The sequence below is a fragment of the Cellulosimicrobium sp. NPDC030954 genome (genome assembly GCF_055571305.1).
This window is the reverse complement of the sequence record NZ_JBVIFN010000004.1, coordinates 331,644-349,599: the sequence shown is the minus strand read 5'-3', so window position 1 is coordinate 349,599 and position 17,956 is coordinate 331,644. Positions and strand designations below refer to the sequence as shown.

Genomic DNA, 17,956 nt, shown 5'->3' with positions numbered 1-17,956 from the left:
CGGGCACCGGCCCGGTCCGATAGGCTCTGACCACATCTTGACGAAAGGCACGACCCTCATGGCCGAGAACCAGAAGACCACCGAGATCGCCTACCTGCCGACGGCGGCGCCGCCCACGAACCACGGCCACACCGTCGCCGCGTGGTTCACCATGATCGGCATCATGGTCGGCGCGCTCGTGGCCGCGATCGGTGTCCTCCTCCCGGGCATGGCCCAGGTGTCCGGCGTCTGGCTCTTCTGGGTCGGCATGGGCGTCGTGGCGGTGGCGCTCGTCGGCGGCCTCGTGCTCCGCAACATGGGCTACGGCCAGAAGCAGTCGCGATGACGCAGCCGCCGGGTCCCGGCCCGTACGACCCCGCAGGCCCGCAGGACGGGTCGCAGGCGCCGTACGGCTCGTCGGCGCCCGGCGGCCCGCAGCACCCGACGGGCGACCCCGCGGGAGCCCCGTACGGGGCACAGCCGCCGTACCCGGCGCAACCGCAGTACCCGGGGCAGCAGCAGTACCCCGGACAGCAGTACCCGGCGGGCGCCTACGGGGCGCCGCCGTACTACCCCAAGAACAACCTGGCGATCTGGTCGCTGGTGCTGGGGATCGCCTCGTTCGTCCTGAGCTGCGGATTCTTCACGGGCATCCCGGCGGTGATCGTCGGCAACGCCGCGAAGCGGGCGGTGGCGGAGGGCCAGGCGGACAACGACGGCATGGCGACGGCGGGGATCATCCTCGGCTGGGTCGCGATCGGCCTGTCGGTGCTCGGCGTGCTCTTCCTGCTGATCTTCGTCCCGGGCATCCTCGCCTGGGTCGGCACGATCCCGGACCAGTACTGACGGGTGCGCACGTGACGTCCGAGGCCGTCCGACGTCGACGGGTCCCGCGCGCGGCGCAGGCACCCCTCGCCGTCGGCGCGCTCGTGGTGGCCGCGGCGGCCTACGTGGGCGCCGTCGACCCCAACCGTCCGGGGCACTACGTCACGTGCCCCCTGCTCGCGCTGACCGGCCTCGCGTGCCCCGGGTGCGGCGGCCTGCGCGCCACCCACGACCTCGTGCACCTCGACCTCGCCGCGGCCTGGTCCATGAACCCCCTGTGGGTCGTCGTCGCGCCGCTGCTCGCCGCGCTGTGGGTCACGTGGCTCGTCCGGGCCTGGCGGGGGCGCCCGGCGCTGCGTCTCCCCGTCTGGCTGGCGTGGGCCTCCCTCGGCGTCCTCGTGCTCTTCGGCGTCCTGCGGAACGTGCCCGCGCTCGTCCCGTGGCTCGGCCCGGTAGCGGGTTGAGACGGTCGGGCAGCGCCGCGACGGTCGTCTCGGGGGCTGAGCCGTGGTCATCGTCACTCGGGGGCGGCTCTACGATGGCAGGTACCTCCCTGTCAACGGGTCGGCCCGAACCTGTGGGTGCACGATGGCCGACCGGCCCGGCCGGGGGGCGAGACGACACGGGGAGTGGTGGGACGATGACGGTTCTGGACGACATCGTCGCGGGCGTGCGCGAGGACCTCGCGGTACGTCAGGCGGCGACCTCGCTCGACGAGCTGAAGGAACGTGCCGCCCGTGTCCCCGGGGCGCTCGAGGTCGTGAGCCGCCTCAAGGCGGACGACGCCGTCGCGGTCATCGCCGAGGTGAAGCGCTCGAGCCCCAGCAAGGGTGCGCTCGCGGCGATCTCCGACCCGGCCGAGCTCGCGGGGGAGTACGAGAAGGGCGGCGCGGCCGCGATCTCCGTGCTCACCGAGCAGCGCCGCTTCAACGGGAGCCTCGCCGACCTCGACGCGGTGCGCGCCCGGGTCGACGTCCCGGTGCTCCGCAAGGACTTCGTCGTGACGCCGTACCAGGTGTGGGAGGCGCGGGCGCACGGCGCCGACATCGTCCTCCTCATCGTCGCCGCGCTCGAGCAGACGGTCCTCACATCGCTCGTCGAGCGCGTCCACTCGCTCGGCATGACCGCGCTCGTCGAGGTGCACACGCTGGACGAGGTCTCGCAGGCGCTCGACGCCGGTGCGCGCGTCGTGGGCGTGAACTCGCGCGACCTCAAGACCCTCGACGTGGACCGCACGACGTTCGCGCGCCTTGCCCCCGCCATCCCGGACGAGGTCGTCCGCGTCGCCGAGTCCGGCGTGCGCGGGCCGCACGACGTCATGGACTACGCCCGTTCCGGTGCGCACGCGGTGCTCGTCGGCGAGGCGCTCGTGACCGACGACGCCCCGCGCTCGTCCGTCGCGGACCTCGTCGCGGCCGGGTCGCACCCGTCGCTGTGGTCCGTGCGGCCCTGAGGCACGACGGCACCGTCCGTCACGCCGCAGGCGCCGCGCCCCGGCCCAGCACACCCCACCACGCAGGAGGACCGGCCCCGTGCCCGACTCGACACCTTCGACCACCTCCCGGAGCGCCGAGCACTCCGTGCGCGCCGACCTGACGCGCTCCCTCGCGACCCAGGAGGGTCCCTACTTCGGCGAGTTCGGCGGACGCTTCGTCCCCGAGGCGCTCATCGCCGCGCTGGACGAGCTGGAGACCGAGTACCGCAAGGCGCTCGACGACCCGGCGTTCGTGAACGAGCTCGCGCGGCTCCAGCGCGAGTACACCGGGCGTCCGAGCCCGCTCACGGAGGTGCCGCGCTTCGCGCAGCACGCGGGCGGCTCGCGCGTCTTCCTCAAGCGCGAGGACCTCAACCACACCGGCTCGCACAAGATCAACAACGTGCTCGGCCAGGCGCTGCTGGTCAAGCGCATGGGCAAGACGCGCGTGATCGCCGAGACCGGGGCGGGCCAGCACGGCGTCGCCACCGCGACCGCCGCGGCCCTGCTCGACCTCGAGTGCGTCGTGTACATGGGCGAGGAGGACACGCGGCGCCAGGCGCTCAACGTGGCCCGCATGCGCCTGCTCGGCGCGGAGGTCGTGCCCGTGACGATCGGGCAGCGCACGCTCAAGGACGCGATCAACGAGGCGCTGCGCGACTGGGTCGCGAACGTCGACACGACCCACTACCTCCTGGGCACGGTGACCGGCCCGCACCCGTTCCCCGAGATGGTGCGGGAGTTCCACCGCGTGATCGGCGAGGAGGCGCGCACGCAGATCCTCGACCGCATCGGGCGGCTGCCGGACGCCCTCGCGGCGTGCGTCGGCGGCGGGTCCAACGCGCTCGGCCTGTTCAACGCGTTCCTCGACGACGAGGGCGTCGAGCTCTACGGCTTCGAGGCCGGCGGCGAGGGCGTGGAGACCGGCCGGCACGCGGCCCGCTTCAGCGGGGGCGCCCCGGGCGTCCTGCACGGCGCTCGCTCCTACCTGCTGCAGGACGACGACGGCCAGACCCTGCCCAGCCACTCCGTCTCCGCGGGGCTGGACTACCCGAGCGTCGGCCCGGCGCACTCGTGGCTCCACGACCTCGGGCGGGCGACCTACGAGCCCGTGACCGACTCCGAGGCCATGGAGGCGTTCCGGCTGCTGTGCCGCACGGAGGGCATCATCCCCGCGATCGAGTCGGCGCACGCGCTCGCCGGCGCGCTGCGGGTCGGCCGCGCGGCCGCCGCCGCGGGCCGCACGGACCACGTGATCCTGGTGAACCTCTCGGGGCGCGGGGACAAGGACGTCGCGACCGCCGCCCGGTGGTTCGACCTCGTGGACGACGACGCGATCGCCGAGACGGCGACGGGCACGGAGGGACAGCTGTGAGCGCGGCACAGACCAAGGACGCCGTCGGGGCGACGACCGCAGGCGCGACGGGCACCGCGCGCCGCCTGCTCGAGCTCCGCGCGGAGGGCCGGGCGGCGCTCGTCGCCTACCTGCCCGTCGGCTTCCCGACCGTGGACCGCTCGATCGAGGCGGCGCTCGCGCTCGTCGAGTCGGGCGTGGACGTGCTGGAGCTCGGCATCCCGTACACCGACCCCGTGATGGACGGTCCGGTGATCCAGGCCGCCGCGCAGACCGCGCTCGACGCCGGCGTGCGCGTCGCCGACGTGTTCCGCGTCGTCGCCGCCGTCACGGAACGCACCGGCGGCCGGGTCCCGGTGCTCGTCATGACGTACTGGAACCCGGTCCTGCGGTACGGCGTCGACGCGTTCGCGCGCGACCTCGCCGCCGCCGGGGGAGCCGGGCTCATCACGCCCGACCTCATCCCCGACGAGGGCCGCGCCTGGCTGGACGCGTCGGAGGCGCACGGGCTGGACCGCGTCTTCCTGGTCGCGCCGAGCTCGACGGCCGAGCGGCTGCGGCTCACCGCGCGCGCGTCGCGCGGGTTCGTCTACGCCGCCTCGACGATGGGCGTCACGGGCGTGCGGGCGGCCGTCGGGCCGCAGGCCGCGCGGCTCGTCGCGGACACGCGCGCCGCCGGCGCCGACCTCGTGTGCGTCGGGCTCGGCGTGTCCACGGGCGAGCAGGCGGCGGAGGTCGGCCGCTACGCCGACGGCGTCATCGTCGGCTCCGCGTTCGTCCGCCCCCTCCTGGGCGACGCGCCGTGGGACGAGCGGATCGCCGCCCTGAAGGTCGTCGCGGCGGACCTCGCCGCGGGCGTCCGCTCGGGTCGCGGCGGGGCCGGCGACGACGCCCCGGCCGGCTCGACGACGTCCGGAGCGGTGGTCGCATGAGCGCCGCGCTCGCCGTCGGGCAGCTCGTGGAGGCCGCGGGCGCCCTGCCCGCCGCGATCCCGAGCCCTCCGCAGCACACGTGGTACGTCGGGCCGTTCCCGATCCGGGCGTACGCGCTCGCGATCCTCGCGGGCATCGCAGTGGCCCTGTGGCTCACCCGGCGCCGCTGGGTGCAGCGTGGGGGAGAGGCGGACGACGTCCTGGAGATCGCCTTCTGGGCGGTCCCGTTCGGGATCGTCGGCGGACGTCTGTACCACGTGTTCTCGACGCCGGACCCGTACTGGGGCCCGAACGGCGACCCCGTCCGCGCGCTCTACGTGTGGGAGGGCGGCCTCGGCATCTGGGGCGCGGTCGCGCTCGGCGCGGTCGGCGCGTACATCGGGTGCCGTCGCCAGCGCGTGAGCTTCCCCGCGTTCGCCGACGCCCTCGCGCCCGGGCTGCTGCTCGCGCAGGCGGTCGGCCGCCTCGGCAACTGGTTCAACCAGGAGCTCTTCGGCGCTCCCACGACGCTGCCCTGGGGGCTGCGCGTCGACGACTCCGTGGCCGCCGCAGCCGGCTATCCGCCGGGCACCTTGTTCCACCCGACGTTCCTCTACGAGATGGTCTGGAACATCGGTGCTGCCCTGCTCCTGATCTACCTGGACCGTCGGTTCCGGCTGGGTCATGGTCGGGTATTCTGGCTCTACGTCTTCGTCTACACGCTCGGTCGGGTGTGGATCGAGATGCTGCGCATCGACGAGGCCGAGCTCGTCCTCGGCCTCCGGCTGAACGTCTGGACCTCGATCCTGGTCGGCGTCGGTGCGTTGATTGCGTTTATCGTTGTCGGGCGTCGCCACCCCGGGCGCGAGGAGACGGTGTCCCTCGACGCTCCGGACGAGGCGTCCACCACGGGGTCCGAGGAGCCGGTCGAGGAGTCGACCGACGACACGGACACCTCGACGACCGAGGACTCCGACGACTCGGAGGAGTCCGAGCAGGCAGATGCCGCGCGACCAGACCCCGGTCGCTGAGCATCCGTCATTCATAGGCGAATCCGCCGGGCGACCGCCCGGTGGGTTCTGTCATGTCCATAGGGCCGACGACGTCCCGAATCCCCCAGCTGGAACCAGCCCGGCCGTCTCGGTCGGGCGCCTGTGAGGACGGTGTTGATGACCACGCCGCAGTATCGGGACGCGCACCGGGCACCTGCCCTGTCCGCCCCTCCCACGGCATCCGGTCTGTACGACCCCGCCGCCGAGCACGACGCGTGCGGCGTCGCCTTCGTGGCGACGCTCCGCGGCACGCCCGGACGCGACATCGTTGACGCGGGCCTGACGGCCCTGCTCAACCTCGACCACCGCGGCGCCGTCGGCGCCGAGGAGAACAGCGGCGACGGCGCCGGGATCCTCACGCAGATCCCCGACGCGTTCGTGCGCGACGTGGTCGACGCGGAGCTCCCGCCCGCCGGGCACTACGCCATCGGCATGGCCTTCCTCCCGCAGGACGCCGGCGCGGCCGCGGAGGCGGCCCGCGGTGTCGAGGCGATCGCGGCCGAGGAGAAGCTCGAGGTCCTCGCGTGGCGCGACGTGCCCGTGACCGCCGACCTCGTCGGACCGAGCGCCCGCGCGTCCATGCCGCTGTTCCGCCAGGTCGTCGTCGCGGACCCCGCGCGCGAGCTGTCCGGCGTCGAGCTCGACCGCCGCACCTACCGCCTGCGCAAGCGCGCGGAGAACGAGCTCGGCCTGTTCTTCGCCTCGCTCTCGGCGCGCACCCTCACGTACAAGGGCATGCTCACGACGGCGCAGCTCGAGCCGTTCTTCCCGGACCTGTCCGACCCGCGGTACGCGAGCGAGATCGCGCTCGTGCACTCGCGGTTCTCGACGAACACGTTCCCGTCGTGGCCGCTCGCGCAGCCGTTCCGGATGATCGCGCACAACGGCGAGATCAACACGGTGCGCGGCAACCGCAACTGGATGGCGGCGCGCGAGGGCACCCTCGCGAGCGACGCCGTCGGCGACCTCGCGCCGCTCCTGCCGGTGTGCTCGGAGGGGTCGAGCGACTCGGCGAGCTTCGACGAGGTGCTCGAGCTCCTGCACCTGTCGGGCCGCTCGCTGCCGCACGCCGTGCTCATGATGATCCCGGAGGCGTGGGAGAACCACGCCGACATGGACCCGGACCTGCGCGCGTTCTACGAGTACCACTCGACGCTCATGGAGCCGTGGGACGGGCCGGCGTGCCTGAACTTCACCGACGGGACGCTGATCGGCGCGGTCCTGGACCGCAACGGCCTGCGCCCGGGACGCTACTGGGTGACCGAGGACGGCCTCGTGGTGCTCGCGAGCGAGGCGGGCGTGCTCGACCTCGACCCCGCGACGATCGTCCGCAAGGGCCGCCTCGAGCCGGGGCGCATGTTCCTCGTCGACACCGGCCAGGGCCGGATCATCGAGGACGAGGAGATCAAGTCCCAGCTCGCCGCGCAGCGCCCGTACGCGCAGTGGGTCGCGGAGAACGCGGTCTACCTCGACCAGCTCCCCGAGCGCGAGCACGTCGCGCACAGCCCGGCGTCGGTCGAGCGCCGCCAGCGCGCCTTCGGGTACACGCAGGAGGAGCTCAAGGTCATCCTCACCCCGATGGCCAACACGGGGGCGGAGCCGCTGGGCGCCATGGGCACGGACACGCCCATCGCCGTCCTCGCGAAGCGACCGCGCCTGCTCTTCGACTACTTCACGCAGATGTTCGCGCAGGTGACGAACCCGCCGCTCGACGCGATCCGCGAGGAGCTCGTCACGTCCATCGGCGGCGCGATCGGCCCGGAGCCGAACCTCCTCGTCGACACGCCCGAGCACGCGCGCAAGCTCATGCTGCCGTTCCCCGTGCTCGACAACGACCAGCTCGCCAAGATCATCCGCGTCGACAAGGACCCGAAGCTCGCCGGCATCTTCCGCGCGGTGACGATCAAGGGCCTGTACCGCGTCGCGGGCGGTGGCGAGTCCCTGCTCGCCCGCCTCGAGGAGATCTTCGCCGAGGTCGACGAGCACGTCGCCGCGGGCGCGAGCTTCATCGTGCTGTCGGACCGCGACTCGGACGCCGAGCACGCCCCGATCCCCTCGCTGCTCCTGTCGAGCGCGGTGCACCACCACCTGCTGCGCCGGCACACGCGCACCCAGGTGTCGCTCGTCGTCGAGGCCGGCGACGTGCGCGAGGTGCACCACGTCGCGCTGCTCATCGGCTACGGCGCCGCCGCGGTCAACCCGTACCTCGCCATGGAGACGGTCGAGGACCTCGCGCGCCGCGGCTACCTCACGGTCGACCCGGCGAAGGCCGTCGCGAACCTCATCAAGGGGCTCGGCAAGGGCGTCCTCAAGGTCATGAGCAAGATGGGCATCTCGACCATCTCCTCCTACCGCGGCGCCCAGGTCTTCGAGGCGGTGGGCCTGTCCCACGACCTCGTGCAGGCGTTCTTCACGGGCACGACGTCGCGCCTCAGCGGCATCGGGCTCGACGTCGTCGCGGCCGAGGTCGCGGCGCGGCACGTCGACGCGTACCCCAAGTCCGGCAACCACCGCCCGCACGTCCGTCTCACGACGGGCGGCGAGTACCAGTGGCGCCGCGACAGCGAGGAGCACCTGTTCGACCCGGAGACGGTCTTCCGCCTCCAGCACGCCACGCGCGAGCGACGGTTCGACATCTTCCGCCAGTACACGCACCGCGTGGACGAGCAGTCCTCGCGCCTCATGACGCTGCGCGGTCTCCTCGCGCTGCGCGAGGGCGAGCGCCCCGCGGTCCCGCTCGACGAGGTCGAGCCCGTGAGCGAGATCGTCAAGCGCTTCAACACGGGCGCCATGTCCTACGGGTCGATCTCCGCGGAGGCGCACGAGACCCTCGCGATCGCGATGAACCGCCTGGGCGGCCGGTCGAACACCGGCGAGGGCGGCGAGGACCCGGAGCGCCTGTACGACCCGGAGCGCCGCTCCAAGGTCAAGCAGATCGCGTCGGGGCGCTTCGGCGTCACGAGCGAGTACCTGACGAACGCGGACGACATCCAGATCAAGCTCGCCCAGGGCGCCAAGCCCGGCGAGGGCGGTCAGCTCCCGGGGCACAAGGTGTACCCGTGGGTCGCGAAGACCCGGCACTCGACGCCGGGCGTCGGGCTCATCTCGCCGCCGCCGCACCACGACATCTACTCGATCGAGGACCTCGCGCAGCTCATCCACGACGCCAAGAACGCGAACCCGGCGGCGCGCATCCACGTCAAGCTCGTGTCCGAGTTCGGCGTCGGGACGGTCGCGACGGGCGTGTCCAAGGCGCACGCGGACGTCGTCCTCATCTCGGGCCACGACGGCGGCACGGGCGCGAGCCCGCTCACGTCGCTCAAGCACGCGGGCACGCCGTGGGAGATCGGCCTCGCCGAGACGCAGCAGACCCTCGTGCTCAACAACCTGCGCGACCGCATCGTCGTGCAGGTCGACGGGCAGATGAAGACCGGGCGCGACGTCGTCGTGGCCGCGCTGCTCGGCGCCGAGGAGTTCGGCTTCGCGACCGCGCCGATGGTGGTCTCGGGCTGCGTCATGATGCGCGTGTGCCACCTGGACACGTGCCCGGTGGGCGTCGCGACGCAGAACCCGGAGCTGCGGGCCCGCTTCACGGGCAAGCCGGAGTTCGTCGTGAACTTCTTCGAGTTCATCGCGGAGGAGGTGCGCGAGTACCTGGCGCGCCTCGGGTTCCGGAGCATCGAGGAGGCCGTCGGCCGCGTCGAGCTCCTCGACACGCGCCAGGCGATCGACCACTGGAAGGCGCAGGGTCTCGACCTCGCGCCCATCCTCGAGAAGCCCGTCCCCGTCGAGGGCGCGTCGCTGCGGAACACGACGACGCAGGACCACGGCCTGGAGAAGGCGCTCGACAACCAGCTTGTCGCCCTCGCCGAGGACGCGCTCGAGCGGCGCGAGCCGGTCCGCATCTCCCTGCCGGTGCGCAACGTCAACCGCACCGTCGGCACGATGCTCGGCCACGAGGTGACCAAGCGGTTCCGCGGCGACGGCCTGCCCGACGACACGATCGACGTGACCCTCACGGGGTCCGCCGGCCAGTCGCTCGGCGCCTTCCTCCCGCGCGGCGTCACGCTGCGCCTGTTCGGGGACGCGAACGACTACGTCGGCAAGGGCCTGTCGGGCGGGCGGATCGTCGTGCGGCCCGACCGCAACGCGGTCCTCACCGGGTCGAGCAACGTCGTCGCCGGGAACGTCATCGGCTACGGCGCGACGTCGGGCGAGATCTTCCTGCGCGGTCGCGTCGGGGAGCGCTTCGGCGTCCGCAACTCGGGCGCGACGCTCGTCGTCGAGGGCGTGGGCGACCACGGGTGCGAGTACATGACGGGCGGCACGGTCGTCGTGCTGGGCCCGACCGGGCGCAACTTCGGTGCCGGCATGTCCGGCGGCACCGCGTACGTGCTCGACCTGCGCGAGAGCGCCGTGAACACGAGCGCGCTCGCGACCGGCGAGCTCGGGCTGAGCCCGCTCGAGGACGCCGAGGTCGCGCTCGTCGAGCGGCTCGTCCGCCGTCACCACGAGGAGACCGGCTCGCCGCTCGCGGCCGAGCTGCTCGAGGACTTCGCCACGGCGGTGCAGCGCTTCACGCGCGTCCTGCCGACCGACTTCGCCCGCATGCGCTCGGCGCTCGAGAAGGCCGAGTCGGCCGGTCTCGACCCGGCCGCGCCCGGCGTGTGGGACCAGATCTTGGAGGTGGCCCGTGGCTGACCCCCGCGGATTCCTGAAGGTGCGGGAGCGCGAGCTCCCGCCGAACCGCCCGGTGGCCGTGCGCCTGCGGGACTGGAAGGACGTGCACGCGCACCTCGAGGAGGGCCAGCCGTTCCTCAAGGAGCAGGCGGGCCGCTGCATGGACTGCGGCATCCCGTTCTGCCACCAGGGCTGCCCGCTCGGGAACCTCATCCCCGAGTGGAACGACCTCGTCTACCGCGAGCAGTGGGCCGACGCGATCGACCGCCTCCACGAGACGAACAACTTCCCGGAGTTCACCGGGCGCGTGTGCCCGGCGCCGTGCGAGTCGAGCTGCGTGCTCGGCATCAACCAGCCGCCCGTGACGATCAAGAACGTCGAGGTCTCGATCATCGACGAGGCGTTCGACCGCGGGTACGTCACGCCCCAGGTGCCGCAGCGGCTCACGGGCTTCACGGTCGCGGTCGTCGGGTCCGGCCCCGCCGGGCTCGCCGCCGCGCAGCAGCTCACGCGCGCCGGGCACACCGTCGCGGTGTACGAGCGAGACGACGCCGTCGGGGGCCTGCTGCGCTACGGCATCCCCGACTTCAAGCTCGAGAAGCACCACATCGACCGCCGCGTCGCACAGATGGAGGCCGAGGGCACGCGGTTCCGCCCCGGCGTCGAGATCGGCGTCGACATCACGTGGGACGACCTGCGGGCGCGGTACGACGCCGTCGTGGTCGCGACCGGTGCGACGGTGCCGCGCGACCTGTCGGTGCCGGGGCGCGAGCTCGGCGGCATCCACTTCGCGATGGACTTCCTGCACCAGGCGAACGCGGTCGTGGCGGGGCACGAGGTGCCCGACCAGATCACGGCCACGGGCAAGCACGTCATCGTCATCGGTGGCGGCGACACGGGCTCGGACTGCCTCGGCACCTCGCTGCGCCAGGGCGCCGCGAGCGTCACGACCCTCGCGATCGGCAAGCAGCCGCCGCTCGAGCGGTCCGCGACCCAGCCGTGGCCGACGGACCCGATCGTGTTCGAGGTGTCCTCGTCGCACGAGGAGGGCGGTGAGCGCGCGTTCCTCGCGTCCACCGTCGAGTTCCTGGGCGACGAGAACGGGGCCGTGCGCGCGCTGCGCGTCGCGGAGACCGAGTACCTGCCCGACGGCCGTCGCGTGCCCAAGGCGGGCACCGAGCGCGAGATCCCCGCGGACCTCGTGCTCGTCGCGATGGGCTTCACCGGGCCGGAGACGGCGACCATCACGACCCAGGCGGGCGCGGACCTCACGGGCCGCGGCCTCGTGGCGCGCGGCGACGACTTCGCGTCGTCGCTGCCCGGGGTCTTCGTGGCCGGCGACGCGGGTCGTGGGCAGTCGCTGATCGTGTGGGCGATCGCCGAAGGTCGGGCGGCGGCGGCGTCCGTCGACGCCTACCTTCAGGGAGGGACCGAGCTGCCCGCGCCTGTGCGCGCGAACACCGTGTCCTTGCGCGCTTGACGTGCACCCCGGCGCCGGGTGTCCGGCGCCGGGACGATGAGCGGGGCATCCTAGGGAGGGGCACCCCGCGACGACCGGCTCCCGGCCGGTCGGAAGACTAGAGGCTGGAGATATGCGCAGAGCAAAGATCGTCTGCACCATCGGACCCGCGACCGAGTCGAAGGAGCAGCTCCGCGCGCTCGTCGACGCCGGGATGGACGTGGCGCGGATCAACCGCAGCCACGGCAGCGCCGAGGAGCACGCGGCCGTCTACCACGGCGTGCGCGAGGCCGCCGCCGAGTCGGGCCGCTCCGTCGCGGTGCTCGTCGACCTCCAGGGGCCGAAGATCCGCCTGGGCCGCTTCGGCGGCGACGAGAAGCACTGGCTCGAGGAGGGTGACACCTTCACGATCACGACCGAGGACGTCGTCGGCACCAAGGAGCTCGTCTCCACGACGCACAAGGGTCTGCCGGGCGACGCGCGCGTCGGCGACCCGATCCTCATCGACGACGGCAAGGTGCTCGTCCGCGTCACTGCCGTCGAGGGCCCGCGCGTCGTCACGCGGGTCGAGGTCGCCGGCCCGGTGTCGAACAACAAGGGCCTGAACCTCCCGGGCGTCGCGGTCTCCGTGCCGGCGCTGTCCGAGAAGGACCAGGACGACCTGCGCTGGGCCCTCAAGCTCGGCGCGGACATCATCGCGCTGTCGTTCGTGCGGTCCGCGAAGGACTTCGAGGACGTCAAGCGGATCATGGACGAGGAGGGCCGCACGGTCCCCGTCGTCGCGAAGATCGAGAAGCCGCAGGCCGTGGAGAACCTCGCCGAGATCGTCGACGCGTTCGACGGCGTCATGGTCGCCCGCGGCGACCTCGCGGTCGAGCTCCCGCTGGAGCAGGTGCCGCTCGTCCAGAAGCGCATCGTCGAGCTCGCGCGTCGCAACGCGAAGCCCGTCATCGTCGCGACGCAGGTGCTCGAGTCCATGACGAACTCGCCGCGCCCGACGCGCGCCGAGGCGTCCGACTGCGCCAACGCCGTCCTCGACGGCGCCGACGCGGTCATGCTCTCGGGCGAGACCAGCGTGGGCGAGTACCCGATCCTGACGGTCGAGACCATGGCCCGCATCATCGAGGCGACGGAGGAGGCCGGCCGCGAGCGCATCGCGCCGCTCGGCTCGACCCCGCACACGCGCGGTGGCGCCATCACGCGTGCCGCCGCCGAGATCGGTGAGATCCTCGGCGCGAAGTACCTCGCGACGTTCACCCAGTCGGGCGACTCGGCGCGTCGCATGTCGCGCCTGCGCTCGTCGATCCCGCTGCTCGCCTTCACGCCGCGCGAGCACGTGCGCAACGTCCTGTCGCTCACGTGGGGCACCCAGACGTACCAGGTGCCCGAGGTGGAGAACACCGACGCGATGGTCGGCCAGGTCGACACGACCCTGCAGGCCAACGGCCTCGCCGAGGTCGGCGACCTCGTGGTCGTCGTCTCCGGCGCCCCCGTGGGCCAGCCGGGCACGACGAACTCGATCCTCGTGCACAAGATCGGCGACCACTCCGACACGCGCGCCTGACACCGTCGCGCCCGTGAGGGCGTAGACCGCGCACGACGCCGGACGGCGGCGCCCCTCTCGCAGGGGCGCCGCCGTCCGGCGTCTCGCCGTCGAGCACCGCGGCCACCGCGCGCGCGAGCGACCCGTCGGTGGAAAGACCACGACACGGACGCTCCGGTGCTCCTACCCTCGCGGGATGCGTGCCGTGCCGGACTCCCTGGACCCTGCGGTCGTGCGTCGGGTCGACGCGCGGCTGGACGCCGTCGTGCGCGACGAGCAGGTCGCCATACCGCTCGCGGTGGAGAGCGGGAGCCGTGCGTGGGGGTTCCCGTCGCCGGACTCGGACTACGACTGCCGGTTCGTCTACGTGCGGCCGGTGGCGGACTACCTGGACCCGTGGCCGCGGCGCGACGTCGTCGAGACGCCGCTCGACGCCGTGCTCGACGTGAACGGCTGGGACCTGCTCAAGGCGGTGCGGCTCCTTGTGCGGGGCAACGCGACGCTGCTGGAGTGGGTGCGCTCGCCGATCGTGTACCGCGCCGACGACGCGTTCCGGGCGGAGCTGCTCGCGCTCGCGGAGCACGTCGTCGACCGTTCCGCGCTGCGGCGCCACTACCTGCACGTCGCACGGGGGCAGCGGGAGCGCTGGTGGTCGGACCCCGAGGTGCCGCTCAAGGAGGTGTTCTACGCCGTGCGCCCGGCGGCGACGCTGCGCTGGCTCCGGGTTCGCCCCGAGGCGGTCCCCCCGATGGACCTGGCGACCCTGCTCGCCGAGGGCGAGGCCTCGGCGAGCGTGGTGCGTGCCGCGTCGGACCTCGTCGCGCTCAAGGCCGTGTCGCGCGAGATGGGTGCGGGCGCCGTTCCGGGACCGCTCGCTCGGCTCGTGGCCGACGAGCTGGCCCTCGCGTCCGACGCCGTGCTGCACGACGGCGACCGCGCCGGTGCGCGCACGGTCGCCGCGGAGGCGTTCCGGACGTTGGTCGCGCGGTACGGTCCGGCGCCGTCCCGCCCGACGCCGGACCTCACGCGCGCACCGGCCGCTGGTCCGTGACCCACCGGGGCGCGGTGGGCGACGCCACGAGTCGGGCGAGCATCGCGTCGAGGACGGCGGCCCGGTCGAACTGCGACGCGTACGTCCGGGCCGCGCCGGCGCGCGCCTGTCGCGCCGGGGCGTCGAGGGAGAGCGCCTCGTCGAGGGCGTGCGCGACGGCGGCAGGGGAGTGCGTCGGGACGATCGTCGCGTGCGGACCGACGGCCTCGCCGATGCCACCGGTGTCCGTGGTGATCACCGGCCCCCCGCCGGAGAGCATCGCCTCGGCGAGGGCGATGCCGAACGTCTCGACGAACTCCGGGCGTGGCTTGCTCGGGAGGACGAACGCGGCGCTGCCGGCCATGAGGTGCGGCTTGGTGGCGTCGTCGGCGTCGTCGAGGAACACGATCCGGTCGGCCGCGCCGCTCGCGGCGGCGCGCGCACGCAGGTCGGCCTCGGCCGGACCGCGGCCCGCGACGACGAGGCGGGCGCCCGCGGCGCGGGCGGACAGCGTGAACCCGTCGATCAGGTCGTCGACGCCCTTCGCGGCGGCGAGACGGGACAGGAAGAGCACGTACGGGCGGTCGTCCAGACCGCGTCCGGCGAGCACGTCGCGCGTGACCGCCGGATCGAGACCGGTGTACGCGCTGGTGTCGATCGCCGGGTACGAGACCTGCACGCGCTCGGCGCACTGCTCCGCGAAGAAGGTCCCGTGCCGGTCGTCGATCTCCTGGGCGCACGCCACCACGAGGTCGCGCGTGTACCGGGAGACGGTGACGCACAGGTCGCTGGCCAGGTACCCGGACAGGACGTGCGCGGCGGCTCCGAAGCGGCCGTCCTCGACGCACGAGCGGACGACGTTCGTCACGTCGGAGCCGACCGCCTCGGCGATCGTGGCGACCTCGACGGGCAGGCCCGTGCTGCGTGCCACGCGCACGGCGTCGGTCACCGCGGTCGTGTGCGGGCTGAGGTACAACGAGAGGCAGACCGTGGGCACGCCGTCGGTGAAGAGCTCGACGAGGCGGCCGGTGAGCCCGGCGAGGTATCGGCCGTCGGGCACCTTGTAGTCGCCGACGGGACCCGGCCGCTCGACCGTGATGCCCGCGCTGTAGGGCAGGACGGAGTCGAGCGGCTTGAGCGGGAGCCCGGCGGCCTCGAGGCGCTCGACCGGCCAGGTCACGATCCGCACGTCCGTGAACCCACGGTGCAGCGCGGCCTCGGCGAGGTTGCGGGCCTCGCCCGAGTGGCCGCAGATCACGGGGTCGGCGCGGACGACGACGACGAGGCGGCGGGTGGGCGTCTGGCGCGGCGTGATGGTCATGACGTCTCCGAGGTCTGGTCGGTCGGGTGGCGTGCGGGGCTCCCGTCGGGGTACGACGGAGGCCGGTGCTCGGGTGCGGTGCCCCAGTCCGTGGGGTGCTTCCCGAGCTCGAGGACGAGGCGCCCGCCGCGGCGCACGCGCGTCGCGGGGAGCCAGGTCCGGTCGAGCGGACGGCCGTCGAGCCACGCGGCGCGCACGTGCTGCGGCGGCGTGCGCGGGCCGGGCTCGACGAAGCCGGTGGTCTCGATCGTGAGCGTCCCACCGGGGACGCGGAGGCGGGACTCGACGAACGACGGCACGCTGACGAGGAAGATCCCTTGCCCGGCGACCGGGAACAGGCCGAGCGACGCCCAGACGTACCACGAGCTCAGCGCGCCCGAGTCGTCGTTGCCGGGCAGGCCGCCCGGCCCGGTGCCGAAGCGCTGGTGGACCGCCGCGTGCACGACCTCGGCGGTCCGGTCGGGACGCCCGGCGTAGTGGTAGGCCCACGGCGCCTCCATGTCGGGCTCGTTGTTCAGCCCTTCGAAGCGGTTCAGCGCGTACCCGGCGGTCATCTCGGCCACGGACGGCCGCTCGCCCGGCTGCGTCACGGCCGGTGCGCCGACGCCGAAGAACCGGTCGAGGAGCGCGACGAACGCGTCGTCGCCGCCCGCGAGCGCGATCCGCGCCGCCATGTCGTGCACGAGGCGGAAGGAGTAGTTCCACCGGCCGCCCTCGTAGAAGGTCGAGTCGTGCAGCAGCCCGGTGGCGGGATCGAAGGCGTTCACCCACCCGCGGGCGTGCCGCGTGAGCTCGTCGGCGAGCGTGTGGTCGCCGACGCGGCGCGCGACGAGCGCGGTGCACCAGTAGCCGAACGCGAGGTCGAGCGTGTGGCTGATCGGGTGCGCGACACCGTGCAGGAGGTAGTCCTCGCCGTAGGTCCGGCGCAGGTCGGCGTGCAGGTGCACGAGCGCCCAGTCCCAGTCGATGCCCGGCTCGTCGATGGCGCACAGGTCGGCGAGGAACGTGTGCGCGAGCGCGCTCGCCTGGCGCGAGAAGCGGTCGGCCCCGCGCGCCATCCGGTACCCGATCGGGAAGTTCCCCTCCACCTCGCAGACGTGCAGGAGCGCGGTCGCGAGCTCGACGGCGCGCTCCGGCCAGAAGGTCGTGAGGAGCGGGAGCTGGGTCCGGTAGATGTCCCACATCGTCGACACGTCGAAGGCGAACGGCGTGTCGCCGGGCCAGAAGGGGCTCTCGTCCGGGGCGAGGCAGGGCTTGAGCAGCGCGTGGTACAGGGCCGTCGCGAAGACCGTGCGGCGTGCCGGGTCCGGGCACTCGACCTCGATCCGGTCGAGGTGCTGCGCCCACGTTGTCGTGGTGCTCTCGTGCCGGGCGGCGAAGGCCGCGGGGCCGGGGCCGCAGTCCGCGCGGAGGTTAGCGTGCGCCTGCTCGGGCCCGCGCAGCGAGAAGCCGAGCCGGACCTCGACGACCTGACCGGCCGTCGTCGGGCCCGCCCAGAGGAGGCCGAAGGGGCGCAGCGTCGTCGGCCGGATGTCCGCGAAGTCCAGGCGGGTGCTGCCCGGCATGAGGCGGCGGTCGTACCAGAGCATCTGCCGCCACGGGTGCGCGTCGCACTCGAGGTGGACGGCGAGCGGCGCGCCCTCGACGACGATCTCCCCGGCCGCCGTCCCGGGGCCCAGCGTCGCGAGGTGGGCGCGGAGCGGGACGGTCGTGCCGTACGGGATCGCCAGGCCGCCGAGCGAGAGGTCGACGACGAGGCGCGCGTCCGGGTGCGCGGGGAAGGTGTAGCGGTGGACCGCGCTCTTGGGGCCGACCGTGACCTCGCACCGGACCCCGTTGCCGAGCGTGGCGGCGTAGTAGCCGGGGGAGGCCTCCTCGTCGAGCAGGTCCCAGTGCCGGCCGAGCGCGTCGAGCGGCTCGAGCATGGGCGTCACCCGCACGTAGTTGTAGTACTTGCGGATCGCGCCCGTGCCGGACTGCTGGAAGTGCGTGAGGCCCGACGCGACCGGGTGGTCGAACAGCGTGGGAGGTACGCCCTCGGTGCCGAGGTCGTACCGGCCGTACCCCGTGGGGTAGGCGCCCGAGTAGGCGCACGCCGAGACCATCCCGAGCGGATGGGTGGCTCCGGGGTGGGTGTTGCCCACGAGCGGCTTGGGGGACCACCACGTCGCGGCGAGGCCGGTCGGCGCCGGGAGATCGGTCACACCCGTGCCCACGAACGGGTCCACGTGCTCGAGCACGCCCACCTCCCACCCGGACGCACGGCCACGCGCCCTGCTCCGGACGGTACGAGCGGGGTGTGTCGCGAGTGTTTCCTGCGGTTTCCTG

The 17,956-nt window shown here is 73.3% G+C and carries 13 protein-coding genes; 11 read left to right on the top strand and 2 right to left on the bottom strand.

What is annotated here, in order from left to right; translation table 11 throughout:
- The first annotated feature begins 58 nt into the window (after positions 1-58).
- The 11 genes from ACZ402_RS11410 to ACZ402_RS11360 all read left to right on the top strand — a co-directional run bounded on the left by ACZ402_RS11410 (position 59) and on the right by ACZ402_RS11360 (position 14,328).
- Entirely contained in the window at positions 59-325 is a 267-nt protein-coding gene (locus tag ACZ402_RS11410; RefSeq protein WP_375823784.1) for an HGxxPAAW family protein, read from the top strand.
- Entirely contained in the window at positions 322-825 is a 504-nt protein-coding gene (locus ACZ402_RS11405) for a DUF4190 domain-containing protein (RefSeq protein WP_375823782.1), read from the top strand. Before ACZ402_RS11410 ends, ACZ402_RS11405 begins: the two co-directional genes overlap by 4 nt.
- Positions 826-836: 11 nt before the next feature.
- Positions 837-1,268, top strand: coding sequence for a DUF2752 domain-containing protein (locus tag ACZ402_RS11400; protein ID WP_375823781.1), 432 nt, complete (start codon positions 837-839; stop codon positions 1,266-1,268).
- Between the two features lie 176 nt (positions 1,269-1,444).
- Positions 1,445-2,257: an indole-3-glycerol phosphate synthase TrpC gene (trpC, locus tag ACZ402_RS11395; RefSeq protein ID WP_375823780.1), complete on the top strand. Its 813-nt coding sequence runs from the start codon at positions 1,445-1,447 to the stop codon at positions 2,255-2,257.
- Positions 2,258-2,384: 127 nt separating this feature from the next.
- On the top strand, positions 2,385-3,653 hold the full coding sequence (trpB, locus tag ACZ402_RS11390; protein WP_353709193.1) for a tryptophan synthase subunit beta: 1,269 nt from the start codon (positions 2,385-2,387) through the stop codon (positions 3,651-3,653).
- Complete coding sequence (trpA, locus tag ACZ402_RS11385) at positions 3,650-4,564, top strand: tryptophan synthase subunit alpha (protein ID WP_375823779.1); 915 nt, start codon at positions 3,650-3,652, stop codon at positions 4,562-4,564. Before trpB ends, trpA begins: the two co-directional genes overlap by 4 nt.
- On the top strand, positions 4,561-5,574 hold the full coding sequence (gene lgt / locus ACZ402_RS11380; RefSeq protein ID WP_336723233.1) for a prolipoprotein diacylglyceryl transferase: 1,014 nt from the start codon (positions 4,561-4,563) through the stop codon (positions 5,572-5,574). The genes trpA and lgt overlap by 4 nt, the downstream gene beginning before the upstream one ends.
- Before the next feature lie 138 nt (positions 5,575-5,712).
- Positions 5,713-10,296: a glutamate synthase large subunit gene (gltB, locus tag ACZ402_RS11375; RefSeq protein WP_375823777.1), complete on the top strand. Its 4,584-nt coding sequence runs from the start codon at positions 5,713-5,715 to the stop codon at positions 10,294-10,296.
- A complete protein-coding gene (locus ACZ402_RS11370) occupies positions 10,289-11,755 on the top strand; it encodes a glutamate synthase subunit beta (RefSeq protein ID WP_375823776.1) in 1,467 nt (488 codons plus the stop codon). The genes gltB and ACZ402_RS11370 overlap by 8 nt, the downstream gene beginning before the upstream one ends.
- A gap of 112 nt (positions 11,756-11,867) precedes the next feature.
- A complete protein-coding gene (gene pyk, locus ACZ402_RS11365) occupies positions 11,868-13,298 on the top strand; it encodes a pyruvate kinase (protein ID WP_375823775.1) in 1,431 nt (476 codons plus the stop codon).
- Between the two features lie 175 nt (positions 13,299-13,473).
- Positions 13,474-14,328, top strand: coding sequence for a nucleotidyltransferase domain-containing protein (locus tag ACZ402_RS11360; RefSeq protein WP_375823774.1), 855 nt, complete (start codon positions 13,474-13,476; stop codon positions 14,326-14,328).
- On the opposite strand, the gene ACZ402_RS11355 is transcribed toward ACZ402_RS11360, so the two are convergent.
- Positions 14,300-15,628, bottom strand: a complete 1,329-nt coding sequence (locus tag ACZ402_RS11355) for a glycosyltransferase (RefSeq protein WP_375823773.1) — start codon at positions 15,626-15,628, stop codon at positions 14,300-14,302. The two genes, ACZ402_RS11360 and ACZ402_RS11355, sit on opposite strands and share 29 nt — an antisense overlap.
- Positions 15,625-17,868 carry a glycoside hydrolase domain-containing protein gene (locus ACZ402_RS11350; RefSeq protein WP_375823772.1) on the bottom strand — a complete coding sequence of 748 codons (2,244 nt, stop codon included), beginning with the start codon at positions 17,866-17,868 and terminating at the stop codon, positions 15,625-15,627. Before ACZ402_RS11350 ends, ACZ402_RS11355 begins: the two co-directional genes overlap by 4 nt.
- Positions 17,869-17,956: the final 88 nt, after the last annotated feature.